The organism is Microbacterium saccharophilum (assembly GCF_007992455.1).
Taxonomy (GTDB): domain Bacteria; phylum Actinomycetota; class Actinomycetes; order Actinomycetales; family Microbacteriaceae; genus Microbacterium; species Microbacterium saccharophilum.
Map to the genome: position 1 here is coordinate 291,610 of NZ_BKAH01000001.1, position 17,204 is coordinate 308,813.

The 17,204-nt window shown below is 71.5% G+C and carries 20 protein-coding genes; 9 read left to right on the plus strand and 11 right to left on the minus strand.

Features of this window, described 5'->3' with window-relative positions; genetic code table 11:
• Nucleotides 1-2: 2 nt before the first annotated feature.
• Nucleotides 3-1,664: an ABC-F family ATP-binding cassette domain-containing protein gene (locus MSA03_RS01490; RefSeq protein WP_147049378.1), complete on the minus strand. Its 1,662-nt coding sequence runs from the start codon at nt 1,662-1,664 to the stop codon at nt 3-5.
• Nucleotides 1,665-1,763: 99 nt separating this feature from the next.
• Between MSA03_RS01490 and MSA03_RS01495 the strand changes: the two genes are divergently transcribed.
• Nucleotides 1,764-2,972: an NAD(P)/FAD-dependent oxidoreductase gene (locus MSA03_RS01495; protein WP_147049379.1), complete on the plus strand. Its 1,209-nt coding sequence runs from the start codon at nt 1,764-1,766 to the stop codon at nt 2,970-2,972.
• Nucleotides 2,973-2,979: 7 nt separating this feature from the next.
• Here MSA03_RS01495 and MSA03_RS01500 read toward each other — a convergent pair whose 3' ends face one another.
• The 3 genes from MSA03_RS01500 to MSA03_RS01510 all read right to left on the minus strand — a co-directional run bounded on the left by MSA03_RS01500 (nt 2,980) and on the right by MSA03_RS01510 (nt 4,278).
• The gene (locus tag MSA03_RS01500; RefSeq protein WP_147049380.1) at nt 2,980-3,366 is read right to left on the minus strand and encodes an MmcQ/YjbR family DNA-binding protein; all 387 of its coding nucleotides are present in this window, start codon (nt 3,364-3,366) and stop codon (nt 2,980-2,982) included.
• A gap of 29 nt (nt 3,367-3,395) precedes the next feature.
• Complete coding sequence (locus tag MSA03_RS01505) at nt 3,396-3,614, minus strand: PLDc N-terminal domain-containing protein (RefSeq protein ID WP_147049381.1); 219 nt, start codon at nt 3,612-3,614, stop codon at nt 3,396-3,398.
• 82 nt (nt 3,615-3,696) lie between these two features.
• A complete protein-coding gene (locus tag MSA03_RS01510) occupies nt 3,697-4,278 on the minus strand; it encodes an IMPACT family protein (protein WP_147049382.1) in 582 nt (193 codons plus the stop codon).
• A 138-nt stretch (nt 4,279-4,416) separates the two neighbouring features.
• Between MSA03_RS01510 and MSA03_RS01515 the strand changes: the two genes are divergently transcribed.
• A complete protein-coding gene (locus MSA03_RS01515; RefSeq protein ID WP_147049383.1) occupies nt 4,417-5,493 on the plus strand; it encodes a 2,3-butanediol dehydrogenase in 1,077 nt (358 codons plus the stop codon).
• Between the two features lie 69 nt (nt 5,494-5,562).
• On the opposite strand, the gene ychF is transcribed toward MSA03_RS01515, so the two are convergent.
• The gene (gene ychF / locus MSA03_RS01520; RefSeq protein WP_147049384.1) at nt 5,563-6,636 is read right to left on the minus strand and encodes a redox-regulated ATPase YchF; all 1,074 of its coding nucleotides are present in this window, start codon (nt 6,634-6,636) and stop codon (nt 5,563-5,565) included.
• Between the two features lie 71 nt (nt 6,637-6,707).
• A complete protein-coding gene (locus MSA03_RS01525; protein WP_147049385.1) occupies nt 6,708-7,460 on the minus strand; it encodes a class I SAM-dependent methyltransferase in 753 nt (250 codons plus the stop codon).
• 69 nt (nt 7,461-7,529) lie between these two features.
• On the opposite strand from MSA03_RS01525, the gene MSA03_RS01530 reads away from it, so the two are divergent.
• Both MSA03_RS01530 and MSA03_RS01535 read left to right on the plus strand, forming a co-directional pair.
• The gene (locus tag MSA03_RS01530; RefSeq protein WP_147049386.1) at nt 7,530-8,141 is read left to right on the plus strand and encodes an exonuclease domain-containing protein; all 612 of its coding nucleotides are present in this window, start codon (nt 7,530-7,532) and stop codon (nt 8,139-8,141) included.
• A 43-nt stretch (nt 8,142-8,184) separates the two neighbouring features.
• Nucleotides 8,185-9,507, plus strand: coding sequence for a DNA recombination protein RmuC (locus MSA03_RS01535; RefSeq protein ID WP_147049387.1), 1,323 nt, complete (start codon nt 8,185-8,187; stop codon nt 9,505-9,507).
• Here MSA03_RS01535 and MSA03_RS01540 read toward each other — a convergent pair.
• On the minus strand, nt 9,482-9,673 hold the full coding sequence (locus MSA03_RS01540) for a hypothetical protein (protein WP_051526125.1): 192 nt from the start codon (nt 9,671-9,673) through the stop codon (nt 9,482-9,484). The genes MSA03_RS01535 and MSA03_RS01540 overlap by 26 nt on opposite strands.
• Before the next feature lie 143 nt (nt 9,674-9,816).
• Complete coding sequence (glpX, locus tag MSA03_RS01545; protein ID WP_028495212.1) at nt 9,817-10,809, minus strand: class II fructose-bisphosphatase; 993 nt, start codon at nt 10,807-10,809, stop codon at nt 9,817-9,819.
• Between the two features lie 196 nt (nt 10,810-11,005).
• On the opposite strand from glpX, the gene fbaA reads away from it, so the two are divergent.
• The gene (fbaA, locus tag MSA03_RS01550; protein ID WP_147049388.1) at nt 11,006-12,037 is read left to right on the plus strand and encodes a class II fructose-bisphosphate aldolase; all 1,032 of its coding nucleotides are present in this window, start codon (nt 11,006-11,008) and stop codon (nt 12,035-12,037) included.
• Nucleotides 12,038-12,094: 57 nt separating this feature from the next.
• Here the strand turns inward: fbaA and MSA03_RS01555 are convergent, their stop codons facing one another.
• Genes MSA03_RS01555 through MSA03_RS01565 form a run of 3 tightly spaced genes read right to left on the minus strand, consistent with a single transcriptional unit; the run spans nt 12,095 to nt 14,281 of the window.
• Entirely contained in the window at nt 12,095-12,643 is a 549-nt protein-coding gene (locus MSA03_RS01555; RefSeq protein WP_147049389.1) for an MOSC domain-containing protein, read from the minus strand.
• Between the two features lie 34 nt (nt 12,644-12,677).
• Entirely contained in the window at nt 12,678-13,232 is a 555-nt protein-coding gene (locus MSA03_RS01560) for a DUF6264 family protein (protein WP_147049390.1), read from the minus strand.
• Nucleotides 13,229-14,281 (minus strand): 4-hydroxy-3-methylbut-2-enyl diphosphate reductase, encoded by a 1,053-nt coding sequence (locus tag MSA03_RS01565; RefSeq protein ID WP_371863051.1) that lies wholly within the window; start codon nt 14,279-14,281, stop codon nt 13,229-13,231. Before MSA03_RS01565 ends, MSA03_RS01560 begins: the two co-directional genes overlap by 4 nt.
• An 83-nt stretch (nt 14,282-14,364) precedes the next feature.
• Between MSA03_RS01565 and xseA the strand changes: the two genes are divergently transcribed.
• From xseA to MSA03_RS01585, 4 genes are read left to right on the plus strand one after another with little or no spacing between them, the layout of a single operon-like run.
• Entirely contained in the window at nt 14,365-15,675 is a 1,311-nt protein-coding gene (gene xseA / locus MSA03_RS01570) for an exodeoxyribonuclease VII large subunit (protein ID WP_028495207.1), read from the plus strand.
• Nucleotides 15,676-15,685: 10 nt separating this feature from the next.
• The gene (locus tag MSA03_RS01575; protein WP_147049391.1) at nt 15,686-15,910 is read left to right on the plus strand and encodes an exodeoxyribonuclease VII small subunit; all 225 of its coding nucleotides are present in this window, start codon (nt 15,686-15,688) and stop codon (nt 15,908-15,910) included.
• Nucleotides 15,910-16,536: a DUF4245 family protein gene (locus tag MSA03_RS01580; RefSeq protein WP_147049392.1), complete on the plus strand. Its 627-nt coding sequence runs from the start codon at nt 15,910-15,912 to the stop codon at nt 16,534-16,536. Before MSA03_RS01575 ends, MSA03_RS01580 begins: the two co-directional genes overlap by 1 nt.
• A gap of 35 nt (nt 16,537-16,571) precedes the next feature.
• Nucleotides 16,572-17,186, plus strand: a complete 615-nt coding sequence (locus MSA03_RS01585) for a carbonic anhydrase (protein ID WP_170245437.1) — start codon at nt 16,572-16,574, stop codon at nt 17,184-17,186.
• The last annotated feature ends 18 nt before the right edge of the window (nt 17,187-17,204 follow it).

A 17,204-nucleotide genomic window follows, 5' to 3' on the forward strand; every position in this document is an offset into this window, starting at 1 on the left:
GCCTACAGCTCGGTCACCCGCCCGGACTCGACGCGCCAGTGGCGGTCGGTGCGCACGGTCTCCAGCATCCGCCGGTCGTGCGTGACGAGCAGCAGCGTCCCCTCGTACGTCTCCAGCGCCTCTTCGAGCTGCTCGATCGCCGGGAGATCGAGGTGGTTCGTGGGCTCGTCGAGCACCAGCAGATTGACGCCGCGCGCCTGCAGGAGGGCCAGTCCCGCCCGCGTCCGCTCCCCCGGCGACAGCTCGTCGACCGGCCGGGTCACATGGTCGGCCTTGAGCCCGAACTTCGCCAGCAGGGTGCGCACCTCGGCGGAGGGCATCTCGGGGACGGCGGCCTCGAACGCGTCGGCGAGCGGCCGGGCGCCGGCCAGCAGGGAGCGGGCCTGGTCGATCTCGCCGATCTGCACGCTCGCGCCGAGACCCGCCGTTCCCTCCTCCGGCGCCTGCTGGCCGAGGAGCGCCCGCAGCAGGGTCGACTTGCCGGCGCCGTTGGGCCCGGTGATGCCGATGCGCTCCCCCGCGTTGACCTGCAGCGAGACGGGGCCGAGCGTGAAGGAGCCCTGCCGGAGCACGGCGCCGCTCAGCGTCGAGACGACCGAGCTGGAACGCGGCGCGGAGCCGATCGTGAACTGGAGCTGCCACTCCTTGCGCGGTTCGTCCACCTCGTCGAGGCGGGCGATGCGGCTCTCCATCTGGCGCACCTTCTGCGCCTGCTTCTCGCTGGATTCCGTCGCGGCCTTGCGGCGGATCTTGTCGTTGTCCGGCGACTTCTTCATCGCGTTGCGCACGCCCTGGCTCGACCATTCCCGCTGCACCCGCGCACGCGCCACGAGGTCGGCCTTCTTGTCGGCGAACTCGTCGTACTTCTCCCGGGCGTGCCGGCGGAGCGTCGCGCGCTCCTCCAGGTACGAGTCGTAGCCACCCCCGAAGACGCGGTTCGAGCCCTGGGCGAGATCGAGTTCCAGGACGCGCGTGACGCACCGGGCGAGGAACTCGCGGTCATGGCTGACGAGCACGACCCCGCCGCGGAGTCCGCGCACGAACGCTTCGAGGCGCTCGAGCCCGTCGAGGTCGAGGTCGTTGGTGGGCTCGTCGAGGAGGACGATGTCGAAGCGGGAGAGAAGGAGGGCGGCGAGACCCACGCGGGCCGCCTCTCCGCCGGAGAGGGAGGTCATGAGCGCGTCGGCCGGGTCGTCGCCGAGGTCGAGCCCGAGGTCGGCCAGCACGACGGGGAGGCGTTCGTCGAGGTCGGCGGCACCGCTCGCGAGCCATCGGTCCAGCGCCGTCGAGTAGGCGTCCGCGGGGTCGACACCGGGCGCGGTCAGGGCGGGGTCGCCGAGTGCCGCCGCTGCGGCATCCATGTCCTTCGTCGCGTCCGCGCAGCCCGTCCGGCGCGCGATGTAGGCCGCGACGGTCTCTCCCGCGAGGCGCTCGTGCTCCTGGGGAAGCCAGCCGACGAACGCGTCCGCCGGGGCGAGTGACACCGTGCCGCCCTGCGGCTCGTCGACGCCGCCCAGCAGGCGCAGCAGCGTGGACTTGCCGGCTCCGTTCGCGCCGACGACCCCGATGACGTCGCCGGGGGCGACCGTGAGGTCGAGCCGGTCGAAGAGAGTGCGGTGACCGTACCCGCCGGCCAGGCTCTGCGCCACGAGTGTTGCGGACATCCCTCCATCCTCCCATCGAGGGTGGCGCGGCCCTGCCATCCCCGCCCCCGCCTGTCAAGGCGGGCGCGCTGGGCGGAGCGGCGACCTACCCTCACCGGCATGGATGATTCCGGCACGACCCCTGCCCGCCGCGTGAACGTCGTCGTGATCGGGGGCGGCAACGGCGGCCTGTCGGTCGCCGGGCGCCTCCGGCGCGCCGGCGTGACGGACATCGTCGTGGTCGAACCGCAGACCGACCACTACTACAAGCCCCTCTTCTCGCATGTCGCCGGCGGCACGGCCCGCGCGAGCGAGGCGGTGCGCCCGCAGGCAGATGTCACGCCACGCGGCGTGGAGTGGGTGCAGGATGCCGTCGCCTCCGTCCTGCCCGAGGAGAACCAGGTGACCCTCGGCCACGGCGGCCGCCTGCAATACGAGCACCTCATCGTCGCGGCGGGAATCCGGCAGGACTGGGATGCCGTTCCCGGGCTCGCGGCCGCCATGCTCTCCCCCGCCGGTGCCTCCAACTACCTGTTCGACCTCGCCGCGAAGGCATCCCCTCTCCTGCGCGATCTCCGCGCGGGGACGGTCGTCTTCGTCCAGCCGCCCGGCCCCGCCTCCTGCGCGGGTGCCGCCCAGAAGCCGATGTACCAGGCGTGCGCGTACTGGCAGCGCCTCGGCGTGCTGCCCGGCATCCGGGTCGTCCTCCTCGTTCCGGACCCGACGATCTTCGGCATCCCGGAGATCGATGCCGAGCTCGAGCGCAAGGTCGCCGAGTACGGCATCGAGGTGCACACCGCGGCGCGGGTGACCGAGATCGACGCGGAGGCCCGCTCCCTCATCTTCACGACCGGCGCCGGCCACGCGCAGACCATCGCCTATGACGCGCTGCTCGTCGAGCCGCCGCAGTCGGCACCGCCCTTCATCGCGGAGAGCGGGCTCGCGGGCACGGACTCCGGCGGGTTCGTGGACGTCGATGTGCGGACGCTGCGGCACGCGCGGTTCTCGAACGTCTGGGCGCTCGGCGATGCGGCGGGCACGACGAACTCGAAGTCCGGCGGCGCCCTCCGCCCGCAGACGAAGGTGCTCGCCCGGAACCTCGTCGCCGTGCTGCGCGGTCGGGAGCCGGAGGCACGCTACGACGGGTACGGCGTCTGCCCGTTCACGGTCACCCGCTCCACCGCGGTCTTCGCCGAGTTCGACGGCCAGCGTCGCCTGACCCCCACCCTGTGGCGCACGTCGTACCGGGAGAGCCGGCGGAACTGGATCATCGACCGCTACGTCTTCCCGCAGGTCTACTGGCACCTGATCCTGCAGGGCCGGGCATGAGGCGGCCTCAGCCAGCCTCGTCGATCCCGGCGCGCAGGTACTTCGGCGCCTGCGAACGCCACGCCTCCGTCACGAGCTCGCCGAGATGGTCCGCGTCGATGGCGGCCATGCGGAACGCGATCTTCGGCTCGCCCCAGCCCGTCGTGCGCGGCAGGAAGACCTCGGGCGCCATCTCGCGGAGCGCGAGCGCATCGAGCGGGTCGGCGACCTTCACGCCGACGACGAGCTCGGCGGAGATGACCGCACGGACCTCGGGCGCGATGCTCGGCCACGGGTGGCACTCCCAGGCGTAGAGCTTGCCGCGCACGAACCATGCCGCCCCGCCCGTGGTCGACCGCTCCTCGCTCCCGGGAAGCGTCGCCGCGATGCGCCGGACGTCGTCGAGGGAGGGCATGGTGCCAGCGTAGGTCGCGGCACCGACAGTCAGCGGCGGTGCCGGATGCCGAACACGAAGTACGCGGCCGACCCGATCCAGTTGACGAGGATCGCCGGGATCCAGGCCGGCTTCGGCCCGCGCACGTCGGCGGCCGAGCGCAGGGCCAGATCCCAGAACGCGAGGAAGGCGAACGCGATCTGCGCGACGCCGATGATGCCGAGCCCGACCTTCGCCGCAGGGGAAAGGTCCGTCTTCTTCGTGGTCATGTCTGTACCTCCGTCGCTGCACGCGCTCCACTCCACGGTAGTGCGCGAGCGACGGCCGTGTGCGGGTTCCGGCGCGAGCGGCTCAGCCGAAGACCGCCCGCCCCAGCGATGCGTCGTTCACGCGCGCGATTAGCGCCGCGGCGCGGTCTTCGGCGACCTGCACGGTCATCCCCGCCTCGGTGCCGTGCTGCACGGCTTCGAGCGTCGCGGCGTGCGCCTCCAGCTCGCGGCGCACCGCCCCCTCGACGGAGTACGGCACCGTGATCCGCACCATCCGCATCCGGATGAGCGGCACGCGGTCGGCGCCCCGTAGCGCCTGCGCCACCGCATCCGTGTAGGCGCGGACAAGCCCGCCCGCGCCGAGCTTCACTCCCCCGAAATAGCGCACGACCGTCGCGAGGACGCCCTCGAGTTCCTGATGCCGCAGCACCTCGAGCATGGGCCGCCCCGCGGTGCCGCTCGGCTCGCCATCGTCGTGGGCCGCCGAGTGCCCGCCTGCCATGAGCGCCCAGCAGACGTGCCGCGCACCCGGGTGCTCGGCGCGCAGCCCGGCGACGCGCGCGACGGCCTGGTCCCGACCGGAGACGGGCTCGACGCATCCGAGGAAGCGACTCCGCTTGACGAGGAGTTCGCTGTGGCCGGGTCCGGTGAGATTGAACGGCATCCTCAGACCTCCTGCCTCACGCCAGAGTACAACCCCGGATGGGACGACCCGCCGAGGTTTAGGCTGGGAACGGAGGACGGGTGAACGAACTCGGAATCGACCGGAGACGCCGTCTTCCGTTCGAGAGAGGAAGAACCCATGAAAGCCGCGAGATATTACGGTCGCGAGGACATTCGCATCGAGGACATCGAGCAGCAGCCGCTGCAGCCCGGCACCGTGCGCATCGACGTCGCCTGGACGGGGATCTGCGGGAGCGACCTGCACGAGTATCTCGACGGTCCGATCTTCGTGCCGCCGGCAGGCCATCCCCACCCGATCTCGGGCGAATCGGCCCCGATCACCCTCGGACACGAGTTCCCGGGCGTCGTCCGTGAGCTCGGCGAGGGCGTCACCGACCTCGAGGTCGGCCAGCATGTCGTCGTCGAGCCGTACATCATCGATTCCGCAGTCGACACCGGCCCGGAGAGCACGGACTACCACCTGTCGGAGAACATGAACTTCATCGGTCTCGGCGGACGCGGGGGCGGCCTCTCGGAGAACATCGTCGTCGAGCGCCGCTGGGTGCATCCGGTCGACAGCTCTGTTCCGCTGGACGAAGCCGCGCTCATCGAGCCCCTCTCGGTCGCGCACCATGCGGTCATCCGCTCGGGGGCGCGCGCCGGCCAGTGGGCACTCGTCGGGGGTGCCGGCCCGATCGGCCTGCTCACCGCTGCCGTGCTGAAGGCGGAGGGGGTGAACGTCGTCATCTCGGAGATCAGTTCGCTCCGCCGCCAGAAGGCGCTCGATGCCGGTGTCGCCGACGTCGCGCTGAACCCGCTCGAGGTGGACGTGGTGACCGAGGTCAAGCGGCTCACCGACGGTCGCGGCGCGGACGTCGCCTTCGAGGCGACGAGCGTGCAGGCGGTGTTCGACACCCTGCTCGACGCGGTGCGCCCGCAGGGCGTGGTCGTGGTGATCTCGATCTGGGGGCACCCGGCGAGCCTGGACATGCAGAAGCTCGTGCTCAAGGAGATCGACGTCCGCGGCACGATCGCCTACGTGAACGACCACCCCGCCACGATCAAGCTGGTGGAAGACGGCAAGATCGACCTCAAGCCGTTCATCACCGGGAAGATCGGCCTCGACGATCTGGTGTCCAAGGGCTTCGACACGCTGATCCACCACAACGAGACCGCGGTGAAGATCCTCGTCTCGCCCAGCGGAGCCGGTCTTTAGGGCCTCATCGAAGGCCCGGTGCGGGAGCCGGACGCCGGCCCCGCACCGGGCCTTCGCCGATCCGCGGCGTCACACGTTGAAGCGGAACTCCACGACGTCGCCGTCCTGCATGACGTAGTCCTTGCCCTCCAGGCGCGCCTTGCCCTTCGCGCGGGCCTCGACGACCGAGCCGGTCGCGACGAGGTCCTCGAACGAGATGACCTCGGCCTTGATGAAGCCCTTCTCGAAGTCGGTGTGGATGACGCCGGCCGCCTGCGGCGCCTTCCAGCCCTTGCCGATCGTCCACGCGCGCGACTCCTTGGGGCCGGCGGTCAGGTACGTCTGCAGGCCGAGGGTGTCGAAGCCGATGCGGGCGAGCTGGTCGAGTCCCGACTCCTCCTGACCCGTGGATGCCAGGAGCTCGGCGGCATCCGCCGGGTCGAGGTCGATGAGCTCCGACTCGATCTTCGCGTCCAGGAACACGGCCTTCGCGGGCGCGACGAGCGCCTCCAGCTCGGCCTTGCGCGCCGGATCGGTGAGAACGGCCTCGTCGACGTTGAAGACGAAGATGAACGGCTTCGCCGTCAGCAGGCCCAGCTCCTTGATGGGGGCGAGGTCGAGCGTGGACGCCGACAGCAGCTCGCCGCGCTGCAGCGCGTCGCGCGCGGCGACGGCGGCCTCGAGGACGGACGGGTCGAGCTTGCGGCCCTTGACCTCCTTCTCGTACCGCGTGATCGCCTTCTCGAGCGTCTCGAGGTCGGCCAGCTGCAGCTCGGCGTTGATGGTCTCCATGTCGTTGCGCGGGTTCACGGCGCCCTCGACGTGCACGACGTCGGCGTCGGAGAAGCCGCGGACGACCTGCGCGATGGCATCCGCCTCACGGATGTTCGCGAGGAACTTGTTGCCGAGACCCTCACCCTCGCTCGCGCCGCGCACGATGCCGGCGATGTCGACGAACGAGACGGCGGCGGGCAGGATCCGCTCGCTGCCGAAGATCTCGGCGAGCTTCTCCAGCCGGGGGTCGGGGAGGTTCACGACCCCGATGTTCGGCTCGATCGTCGCGAACGGGTAGTTCGCCGCGAGCACCTGATTCTTGGTCAGGGCGTTGAAGAGCGTCGACTTGCCGACGTTGGGGAGACCGACGATTCCGATGGTAAGAGCCACGGGCATCCAGTCTACGTGGCGGGATCGCGCGGCCCCGCCCCGTCCCTACGGACGGACCGCCCGATCCGTCGCTACGGACGGACCGCCCGATACGCACGGGTCACGTACGGCAGCTCGACGGCGGCATCCCCCACCGCTCCGATGTCGTCGAACAGTTCGGCGATCCCGCGATCGATGCGGGCGCGCTCCTCCTCGCCCGCCGTGATGATGTAGCTCCGCGAGCGCACCATCGCCGTCAGGGTCGCCCGCGTCATCGGGCGGGACCACCGCCACTCCTGCGCCTCGAGTCCGGTGAACGGCGCCGCGACGGGCGGATCGCCCGCCGCGAGCATCTTCTCCGCATTGCTGCCCTGCATGATGGCCGTCAGGCGCGCCACCCAGGGAACGCTCTCGTCGCGGATGTTCCAGATGAGGCCCAGCACGCCGCCGGCGCGCAGCACGCGGGCGACCTCGGCCGAGGCCGCGACGGGCTCCACCCAGTGCCATGCCTGGCCGAGGACGACGGCGTCGACGGACGCCTCCGGGAGCGGGAGCTGCTCGGCCGTGCCGGTGAAGGTCGGCACGCCCCGCACGGCGCCCCGCAGGGCCGCGAGCATCTCGGGGTCGGGATCCACGGCCACGACCTCGGCACCCAGCTCGACGAGCGCGCGCGTGAGCTTCCCGGTCCCCGCGCCCACATCCGCCACGCGCGTCGCCCGTCCGTCCCGGGCGGCGGGCGCCAGCATCCACGTCACGGCGGCGGACGGGTACTCCGGACGGCCCTGCTCGTACGCTCCGGCGGCACGGCCGAACGAGGTCGACATCTCCCGATCGCTGGTCACCATCCGACCCTACGTGGCGCGACCTCGGCGCGCCTCCCGGCCGGGGCGCCCGACCGGGGCGAGGGTGAAGTCGTGGCCCTGGATTTCACCGCGATCGACTTCGAGACGGCGAACTCCTCCAGCGCCTCGGCCTGCGCCGTCGGGCTCGCCCGGGTCCGTGACGGTCGCATCGTCGCGACGACGGGCTGGCTCATCCGGCCTCCCGCCGGCCACGATCGCTTCTTCGAGCTGAACACCGGCATCCACGGCATCCGGGCGGAGGACGTCGTCGGCGCGAAGACGTGGAGCGAGCAGCTGCCCGATCTCGCCGCGTTCGTCGGCGACGACGTGCTCGTGGCGCACAACGCCGGCTTCGACATGGCCGTCCTCCGGCGCGCCTGCGACGTCACCGGCGACACCGTGGCCCCCTACCGCTACGTGTGCAGCCTGCAGGTCGCCCGCAAGAGCTACGACCTCCCGTCCTACCGGCTCCCCCTCGTCGCCTCCGCCGCCGGCTACCTCGACTTCGCGCACCACGACGCGACGGCCGATGCCGCCGCATGCGCGCACATCATGATCGACGCCGCGCAGCGTGCCGGCGCCGTGGATGTCGTCGAGCTCGCCATGCTGCTGGGCCTGCGCGTCCCGCAGATCCCGGTGCCCGCCGAGGCGCCGGTCCAGGCGCTGCTCCCCGCCGCGGTCTGAGTGTCGCACGGCCGGTGTCGCACCCCCACGGCATCCTGACGGTATGGATGCCGCCATGTTCACCGTCGTCGCGATCGCGTGCCTGGTCGCCGGGCTGCTCGCGGGCTGGTTCGCCGGCGGCGCGCGCACCGCAGAGCGCTCCGCCGCCGCCCGCGAAACGCTGACCGCGCGCCTCGCCGCCGCGGAGGCGGCGCGCGAGGCCCTGGCTGCGCAGCTGGATCAGCAGCGCGCGCTGCATCGGGAGCTCGGCGCCCAGTCCCGCGCCGACCAGCTGGCGGCGCAGGAGCGGGAGCGGCGGGAGCAGCTGGTGCTGCGGGCCCTCGCGCCCGTCCAGGAGACCCTGCAGACCATGCAGCAGAAGGTCGACGAGCTCGAGCGCGAACGGCAGTCGCAGTACGGGTCCATCGCCGAGCAGCTGCGCCGCGCACAGCAGTCCGACGAGGCCCTGCGGGCGACGACGGAATCGCTCGCCGGCGCGCTGCGCTCGAGCTCCGCGCGGGGCGTCTGGGGCGAGACGCAGCTGCGGCGCATCGTCGAGTCCGCCGGCCTCACGCGCTTCGTCGACTTCGAGACGCAGTCCTCGATCAGCTCGGATGCCGGCGCGGGCCGCCCCGACCTCGTCGTGCGCCTTCCCGGCGACAAGGCGCTCGCGGTCGACGCGAAGGTGCCGCTGGACGCCTACCTCGAGGCGAGCGCCATCCCCGTGACGGCGCAGGGCGAGGAGGGCGCGCGGCGCAAGACGCTCCTGGAGAAGCATGTGAAGGCGGTGCGCGCGCACGTGGACGCGCTCGCGAAGAAGTCGTACTGGGCGGGGCTGCGTTCGAGCCCCGAGTTCGTCGTCTGCTTCATCCCGAGCGAGTCGCTCCTCGCCGCGGCGCTGGAGGAAGACCCGTCACTCCTGGACTACGCGTTCGGGCGTCGCGTGGCGCTCGCGTCGCCGGTGAACCTGTGGGCGGTGCTGAAGACCGTCGCCTACACGTGGACCCAGCAGGACGTCAGCGACGAGGCCCGGACCCTCTTCGAGCTCGGCAACGAGCTGTACCACCGCCTGGGCGGGCTCGCCGGACATGCGGAGGACCTGCGCCGCGCGCTGGAGCGCACGGTCGACAGCTACAACCGGCTCGTCGGGTCGCTCGAGACGCGGGTGCTCGTCAGCGCCCGCCGGTTCCCGGGGATCGATGAGACGAAGCTGGATGCCGTGGCGGCGCCGGCGTTCGTGGAGAAGACGCCGAAGCGCGTCACGGCGCCGGAGCTGACGATGCCCGAGACAACCGTGGAGGAGCCCTCGCTCGTCGCGGATGTGGGCGAACTGCGGGCCCGGCTCGAGAAAGAGGAGGGGCTCAGCCGCCCGGGAAGAAGTTCATGAGACCGACGACGGCGGCCGAGACGACGACGAAGGCGCCGATCATCCACCATGCACTGACCTGGTGACCCTCGGGAGCACGGCGGCGCAGCAGGACGTCGGGACGACGCGCCGGGTCGATGGGGACGGTCAGCTGCCCGGTCCTCGGACTGCTCGAAGCTGCGGTCATTAGGTCTCCCGATGTGCATGGACGGCGAACAATGTCGCCGCTGACACGCTGACCATTGTGCCAGAGGCGGATGCACATTCCCTGTGTCGGCACGCAGGCGGTCGTCTCGATCCGATCACGGAACGAGGATCACCGCGTCGGGGCTACAGCCACTTCGACGTGAGGTGCTCCGAGGTGATCCGTCGCATCGTGCCCGAAGCCCCGCGCAGCACGACGCTCTCGGTGAAGAGGTAGTCCGCGCCGGCGCGCCGCACGCCGGCGACGAGCTCGCCGTTGGTGACGCCCGTCGCGACGAAGATCGTGTTGCTGCCCTTCACGAGGTCGTCGGCCTCGTAGACGTGGTCGTCGAGCTTGAGTCCCGCGTCGATACCGCGCTGCTTCTCCTCGTCGTCCCGCGCCCACAGCCGGCCCTGGATGTGCCCGCCGAGCGCCTTGATGGCGCACGCCGTGACGATGCCCTCGGGGCTGCCGCCGATCCCGACGCACATGTCCGTGCGGGCGTTGTAGCGCGCCGCGTTGATCCCACCGGCGACGTCGCCGTCGCTCATGAGACGGGTGCCGGCGCCGGCCTCGCGGATCTCATCGATGAGCTTCGCGTGCCGCGGACGGTTCAGGACGGACACGACGAGCTCATCGACGGGCTTGTCGAGCGCCTTCGCGAGGCGGCGGATGTTCTCCCCGATCGGCAGGCGGATGTCGACGACGCCGACCCCGGCGGGGCCTGTCACGAGCTTGTCCATGTAGAAGACGGCGGACGCGTCGAGCATCGTCCCGCGGTCCGAGACCGCGAGCACCGACAGCGCGTTGTTGCGGCCCTCGGCCGTCAGGGTCGTCCCGTCGATGGGGTCGACGGCGATGTCGCACTGCGGGCCGCGCCCCGTGCCGACATGCTCGCCGTTGTAGAGCATGGGCGCGTTGTCCTTCTCGCCCTCGCCGATCACGATGACGCCGTCGAAGTTCACCGTCGACAGGAACGCACGCATCGCGTCCACGGCGGCTCCGTCGGCGAGCTCCTTCTTGCCCCGTCCGATGAACGGAACCGAGCGGATCGCCGCGGCCTCCGTCGCACGCACGAGCTCGAGAGCCAGGTTGCGGTCCGGATGAAGGGGACTCATGTCTGCAGTCAGGCTCACCATGTCGTCAGCCTACGACCCGCCGCGACGCGGAACGGAGGATTCGTGCCCCGCCGGTGCGAAGGATTCGCGATTCTTGCCAGATCGGCAGGACCGCGGTGGGGGTTTGCACGGCTCCCCCGCTGACCCGGGCAACCCCGCTTCGCTAGAGTGACCGTGGAACACCGAACCGCACGCAATGCCCATATGAGGAGCTGACATGCCCGTCGCAACCCCCGATCAGTACGCCGAGATGCTGGACCGCGCGAAGGCCGGTGGCTTCGCGTTCCCGGCGATCAACGCGGCGAGCTCGCAGTCGATCAACGCCGTCCTCCAGGGACTCACCGAGGCCGGATCCGACGGCATCATCCAGGTCACGACCGGCGGCGCCGACTACTTCGCCGGCCACACCGTCAAGGGTCGCGCGCGCGGCGCCATCGCATTCGCGAAGTTCGCGACCGAGGTCGCCAAGAACTACCCCATCACGGTGGCCCTGCACACCGACCACTGCCCGAAGCCCGCCCTCGAGGACTTCGTCCTGCCGCTCGTCGCGGCATCCGAGGAAGAGGTCAAGGCCGGTCGCGAGCCCCTCTTCCAGTCGCACATGTGGGACGGCTCGGCCGTACCCCTCGACGAGAACATCGCCATCGCGAAGGACCTGCTCCCCCGCCTGAAGGCCATCAACGCCATCCTCGAGGTCGAGATCGGCGTCGTCGGCGGCGAGGAGGACGGCGTCAAGCACGAAGGCTCCAACGAGGCGCTCTACACGACGACCGCAGACGTCGCGAAGGCCGTCGAGGCGCTCGGCCTCGGCGACCAGGGTCGCTGGATCGCGGCGCTCACGTTCGGCAACGTGCACGGCGTGTACAAGCCCGGCAACGTCAAGCTCCGCCCGGAGCTGCTCGGCGAGATCCAGGCCGGCATCGCCCAGCGGTTCGGCACGGGCGAGAAGCCCCTCGACCTCGTCTTCCACGGCGGCAGCGGCTCGACCCCCGAGGAGATCGCCCTTGCGGTCGCGAACGGCGTCGTGAAGATGAACATCGACACCGACACCCAGTACGCCTTCACGCGCTCGGTGGCGGGCTTCATGTTCCAGAACTACGACGGCGTCCTGAAGGTCGACGGCGAGGTCGGGAACAAGAAGGCCTACGACCCGCGCGCCTGGGGCAAGATCGCCGAGACGGCGATGGCGGCCCGCGTCGTCGAGGCGACGCAGCAGCTCGGCTCGGCGGGGCACTCGATCAGCGCCTGACCCGCACCACCTCGATGCCCCGGCCCCGGCGGTCGGGGCATCGTCGTGTCCGGTCCGCTACGGCGCGCGATAGCCGTCCAGGAGGGCCGGTGCTTCGTCGGGCCGGTGCTCGACGACGATCTCATCGCCCGCCTGCACGGTGCCGCCCTTGACGACCCGCAGGTACGGCCCCGGTCGCTGCGCCGCGAAGAAGCGCTTGACCCAGCCGCGCTGCTCGGCGCCGCCCATCCAGCGCGCGAAGGTCTGGCAGGGGGTGCGCGGCATCGTGACCTCGACCCGCACGACCGCGCCGATCCGCCAGATCTCCCCGATGCGGGCGGCGTTGACGTCGATGCCCGTCGTGCGCAGGTTCTCGCCGAAGAAACCCGGCGGCACATCGCGGCCGAGCTCCCGCTCCCAGTACTCGGCGTCCTCCTGCGCGTACGCGTAGAGCGCCTTGTCGAGTCCTCCGTGGTGCTTGCGGTTCGCCTGCACATCGCTGCGGACGCCGTAGGGTCCGATCCGCACGGGCGTCTCCAGGGGCCGCTTGTCGATCGCGGTCACCCCGTTGGTCCCGCTGTCGGGGTGCAGCCGGTGCACGGCGCACACGGCGAGGAGATGTGCCATCGGATCAGCGCTCCGTCCTGTTCGAGGTCGCGGCTCAGCCGCCGAGGCCGGAGAAGTGCCGCGCGATCGCCGGGTCGCCGAGCAGCGGGACCGTCAGCAGGGAACTCACCGCGAGGAAGGTGACGATCGCGCCGACGAGCGGGATCCACCAGGTCAGCCGGCGACGGGAGAGCGACCGCCACGAGATCAGCGCCGTCAGCACCCACCCGGCCGCGAACACGACCGCGCCGATCGCGCCGAACTGGGCGCCCTGCGCCGTGTTGCTGAACTCCTCCTCGATCCCCGCCATCTCCATCCACGCCTCCGCGAACGCCGCGAAATCGAGCAGCTGCGGCACGGCGGTCAGCACCGTCACGAGACCGTAGGCGAGGAGCGCCAGGGTGATGGCCCGGTCCGCCGTCCGCGAGGGCCGCGCCGCCGTCGTGGTGGGACGCGGGGTCGGCGGGTGCGGGACGTAGGGGGCTTGGTCAGGCGCGGGCGCCTGCGGCACCGCGGCGGGCTCGGGTCGGCGGATGCGCGCCCGCTGCTCCTCCGGGGTGGCGTACTCGCCGTACTGGGGGCGCGGGCGCGGCTCCTCCGGCGTGCTCACGCCGGGGCCTCTCCCTCGCCTGCACGGCCGCTGACCCGCCCGCCGAGGGCGCGTTCGTCACGGCGCCCGGACGAGTCCTGCCGCAGCTCCTTGGGCAGGGAGAACAGAAGGTCCTCCTCCGCGGTGCGGATCTCCTCGACATCGCGGTAGCCGGCGCCGCCGAGCTCGTCGAGCACTTCGCGCACGAGGACCTCGGGGACCGAGGCGCCCGACGTGACGCCGACGGTCTCGACGCCGTCGAGCCAGGACTGCTGGATCTCGTGCGCGTAGTCGACGCGGTACGCCGCCTGGGCGCCGTACTCCAGGGCGACCTCGACGAGCCGGACGCTGTTCGAGGAGTTGGCGGAGCCGACGACGATCACGAGGTCGGCATCCTTCGCGACCTTCTTGATCGCGACCTGACGGTTCTGCGTCGCGTAGCAGATGTCGTCGGACGGCGGATCCTGCAGCTGCGGGAAGCGGACCCGGAGCCGGCGCACCGTCTCCATGGTCTCGTCGACGGACAGCGTGGTCTGCGAGAGCCAGACGACCTTCGAGGGGTCCTTCACCTCGACGACATCGGCGTGATCGGGAGAGTTGACGACCGTGATGTGCTCGGGCGCCTCACCGGCTGTCCCCTCCACCTCTTCGTGGCCGTCGTGCCCGATCAGCAGGATCTCGAAATCGTCCCGTGCGAAGCGGACGGCCTCGCGGTGCACCTTCGTCACGAGCGGGCAGGTCGCATCGATCGCCTGCAGTCCGCGGTCGGCGGCGGCCGTCACGACGGCGGGCGAGACCCCGTGGGCGCTGAAGACGACATGCGCGCCCGGCGGCACCTCATCCACCTCTTCGACGAAGATGGCGCCCTGCGCCTCCAGTTCCGTGACGACGTGGATGTTGTGGACGATCTGCTTGCGCACGTAGACGGGCGCGCCGAACCGCTCGAGGGCCTTCTCCACCGCGATCACCGCCCGGTCCACGCCTGCGCAGTAGCCGCGCGGGGCGGCGAGCAGGATCTTCTTGTGTCCGTTGACGGGGTTATCCTGGAGCCGCCCGCGGGGCCCCGGGATACGGGGCGAAGGCAGACGGACGGCGGTTGTGCTCACACGTCGATTCTACGGATGCCCCGCTGAGCGCGGGCCGAAGGGTGCTCATGACGTCGTTCCAGGCTGCCGCCGGGGAGACCCCGCCGCCGGATGCCGTGCACCCGCGCGACTCGTCACCGCAGACGCCGACGTCGGTCTCGCGTCTCGGCGAGACGGTCCGGGACTTCGTGCAGCGCTGGGGCGCGGTGTGGGTCGAGGGGGAGATCACGGCGTGGAACAAGCGCGGCGGTCACGTCTTCGGCCGTCTGAAGGACGCCACCGGCGACGCCTCGATCTCCTTCCGGCTCTGGTCCTCGACGCTGCAGCGCCTCCCCGACGACCTCGCGGTCGGTGATCGCGTCATCGCGTGCGTCAAGGGCGACTACTACGTCAAGAGCGGCGAGTTCAGCTACACCGTCTCCGCGATGCGGCACACGGGGCTCGGCGATCAGCTGGAGCGGCTCGAGCGACTGCGCGCGACACTGCGCGCCGAGGGGCTGTTCGACCCCGCCCGCAAGCGTCCCCTGCCCTTCCTCCCGCACGTCATCGGCCTCATCACGGGCGAACGCAGCGACGCCGAGAAGGACGTGCACCGCAATGCCGAGCTGCGCTGGCCGGAGGTGCGGTTCCGCACCATCCACGCGGCCGTGCAGGGCGACCGGTGCGTCCCGGAGACCCTCGCGGCCCTCGCCGCGCTGGATGCCGATCCCGAGGTCGACGTCATCGTCATCGCGCGCGGCGGCGGCGACCCGCAGACCCTGCTCGGCTTCAGCGACGAACGCCTCCTCCGCGCGGTGGCCGCGGCATCCACCCCCGTCGTCTCGGCCATCGGCCACGAGAACGACCATCCCCTCCTCGACGACGTCGCCGACGTCCGCGCGTCGACCCCGACGGATGCCGCGAAACGGGTCGTGCCGGACGTGTCGGAGCAGCGCGCCCTCGTGCAGCAGCTGCGCAGCCGCGCCCGGACGCGCTTGACGCAGCGCGTCGCGCACGACATCGCCCAGCTCGAGCAGCTGCGCTCCCGTCCGGTCCTCCGCGACCCGGAGTCGATGCTCTCCGCCCGCGCACAGGAGGTGTGGACGCTGCTCAGCCGCGGCCGCGACCAGTCGCGCCGGCGGATGGATGCCGCCACCCGGGCGACGGCGGAGCTGCGCGCGTCGCTGCGGGCGCTCTCCCCCGGTGCGACCCTCGCCCGCGGGTACGCCATCGCGCACATCGGTGACGGCGTCATCCTGCGCGACGCGGCGCAGGCACCGGCGGGTGCGCCGGTCGTCGTGACGGTCGCGCGCGGGTCGTTCGCCGCCCGCTCCGAGGGGGAGGTCGCCGAGTCCGCGACCCCCGCCGCCGTCGACGAGGCGTCCGCGAGGCCGCTCTAGGATGGAAGACATGACCAGCGAAGGCGCCGCCGACGTCTCGAGCCTCACGTTCGAGCAGGCCCGCGACGAGCTCGTGCGCGTTGTCGCCGAGCTCGAGCAGGGCGCTCCGACGCTCGAGGAATCGCTCCTGCTGTGGACGCGCGGAGAAGCCCTCGCGGCCCGCTGCGAAGAGTGGCTGCGCGGCGCCAAGCGCCGCCTCGACGAGTCCCGCCCCGCCGCCGACGCGGTGTCGTGATGGCCACGACACCACGCATCGTGGCCGAGCTGGGCCGCCCCGAGACGCCCCAGGAGACCACGGACCGCAAAGCCGCCTCCTCGCAGGCCTACCGCTCCAGCAAGACCTTCCGCAACCTCATCACGGCGCTCCTGGTCACCCTCGCCGTCGTCGTCGTCATCATCCTCGCCGTCCCGCGCGGGTCGCTCGCCGAGCCGGAGCCGGTCGATGTGGCGGCGGCCGCCGCCCAGGCGGAGGAGCGGGTGGGTCATGCCCTCCTCGTCCCGGAGGTGCCGGACGACTGGCGCGCCAACTCCGCGCGCATGGAGGGCAGCGCGTGGCGGGTCGTCTACGCGCCGGAGAAGGGGTTCGTGCGCGTCGCGCAGGGCATCGGCGTCGACGAAGCCTGGGTGTCGCAGACGCTCGGCGGCTTCGCCCCGTCCGGCGACATCGCGATCGACGACATCGACTGGGAGGTGTACGAGATCCCCGCGTCGGCCCGCGCCGACAACATCTCCTATGCCCTCGCCACCCGCGCCGGAGACGACACCGTCCTCATCTACGGCGCGACGGACGCCGACACGGCCGCCCTCGCCGCGGAGGGCGTCGCCGACCAGATCCGCCGACTGCAGGAGAAGACGCCGTGAGCGATCGCCACACCCCCGCCCAGGTCTGGTCCGAAATGCAGCGCGGCAATGCGCGCTTCGTCGCGGGCGAGCCGCGGCATCCCCGCCAGGATGTCGAGCGCCGTCACGAGCTCGCGCACACCCAGACGCCGCGGGCCGCCCTCTTCGGCTGCGCCGACTCGCGCCTGGCGGCGGAGATCATCTTCGACGAGGGCCTCGGCGACCTCTTCGTCATCCGCAACGCCGGCCAGGTCATCTCCGACTCCGTCGTCGGCAGCCTCGAGTACGCGGTCGCCGTGCTCGACGTGCCCCTCATCGTCGTGCTCGGCCATGACGAGTGCGGCGCCGTCCGCGCCGCGATCGACTCGACGTCGCTGGATGCCCCCGATCTCCCGGCCGCCATCTGGCGCCAGATCGCGCCCATCGTCCCCGCCGTCCGCCGCGTGCTGCGCGCGGGCGCCGACCAGGACGTGACGACCGCCTCGGTGGATGCCGAGGAGGTGGGCCGCGAGCACCTCCGGGACACGGTGACCGAGCTGCTGCACTCCTCCGAGCTCATCAGCGACGCCGTCGCCGCCGGGCGCGTGGGCATCGTCGGGGCCAACTACCGCCTCGCGGAGGGCACCGCCGTGCCGGACGTGATGGTCGGGATCTCCGACTCCGCCGCCTGACCGCTTTTTTCATCCCAC

Coding starts and splice junctions, on each gene's coding strand:
- MSA03_RS01490 (WP_147049378.1), bottom strand. CDS start 1,664: ATGTCCGCAACACTCGTGGCGCAGAGCCTGGCCGGCGGGTACGGTCAC.
- MSA03_RS01495 (WP_147049379.1), top strand. CDS start 1,764: ATGGATGATTCCGGCACGACCCCTGCCCGCCGCGTGAACGTCGTCGTG.
- MSA03_RS01500 (WP_147049380.1), bottom strand. CDS start 3,366: ATGCCCTCCCTCGACGACGTCCGGCGCATCGCGGCGACGCTTCCCGGG.
- MSA03_RS01505 (WP_147049381.1), bottom strand. CDS start 3,614: ATGACCACGAAGAAGACGGACCTTTCCCCTGCGGCGAAGGTCGGGCTC.
- MSA03_RS01510 (WP_147049382.1), bottom strand. CDS start 4,278: ATGCCGTTCAATCTCACCGGACCCGGCCACAGCGAACTCCTCGTCAAG.
- MSA03_RS01515 (WP_147049383.1), top strand. CDS start 4,417: ATGAAAGCCGCGAGATATTACGGTCGCGAGGACATTCGCATCGAGGAC.
- MSA03_RS01525 (WP_147049385.1), bottom strand. CDS start 7,460: ATGGTGACCAGCGATCGGGAGATGTCGACCTCGTTCGGCCGTGCCGCC.
- MSA03_RS01535 (WP_147049387.1), top strand. CDS start 8,185: ATGGATGCCGCCATGTTCACCGTCGTCGCGATCGCGTGCCTGGTCGCC.
- MSA03_RS01540 (WP_051526125.1), bottom strand. CDS start 9,673: ATGACCGCAGCTTCGAGCAGTCCGAGGACCGGGCAGCTGACCGTCCCC.
- glpX (WP_028495212.1), bottom strand. CDS start 10,809: ATGGTGAGCCTGACTGCAGACATGAGTCCCCTTCATCCGGACCGCAAC.
- fbaA (WP_147049388.1), top strand. CDS start 11,006: ATGCCCGTCGCAACCCCCGATCAGTACGCCGAGATGCTGGACCGCGCG.
- MSA03_RS01555 (WP_147049389.1), bottom strand. CDS start 12,643: ATGGCACATCTCCTCGCCGTGTGCGCCGTGCACCGGCTGCACCCCGAC.
- xseA (WP_028495207.1), top strand. CDS start 14,365: ATGACGTCGTTCCAGGCTGCCGCCGGGGAGACCCCGCCGCCGGATGCC.
- MSA03_RS01575 (WP_147049391.1), top strand. CDS start 15,686: ATGACCAGCGAAGGCGCCGCCGACGTCTCGAGCCTCACGTTCGAGCAG.
- MSA03_RS01580 (WP_147049392.1), top strand. CDS start 15,910: ATGGCCACGACACCACGCATCGTGGCCGAGCTGGGCCGCCCCGAGACG.
- MSA03_RS01585 (WP_170245437.1), top strand. CDS start 16,572: ATGCAGCGCGGCAATGCGCGCTTCGTCGCGGGCGAGCCGCGGCATCCC.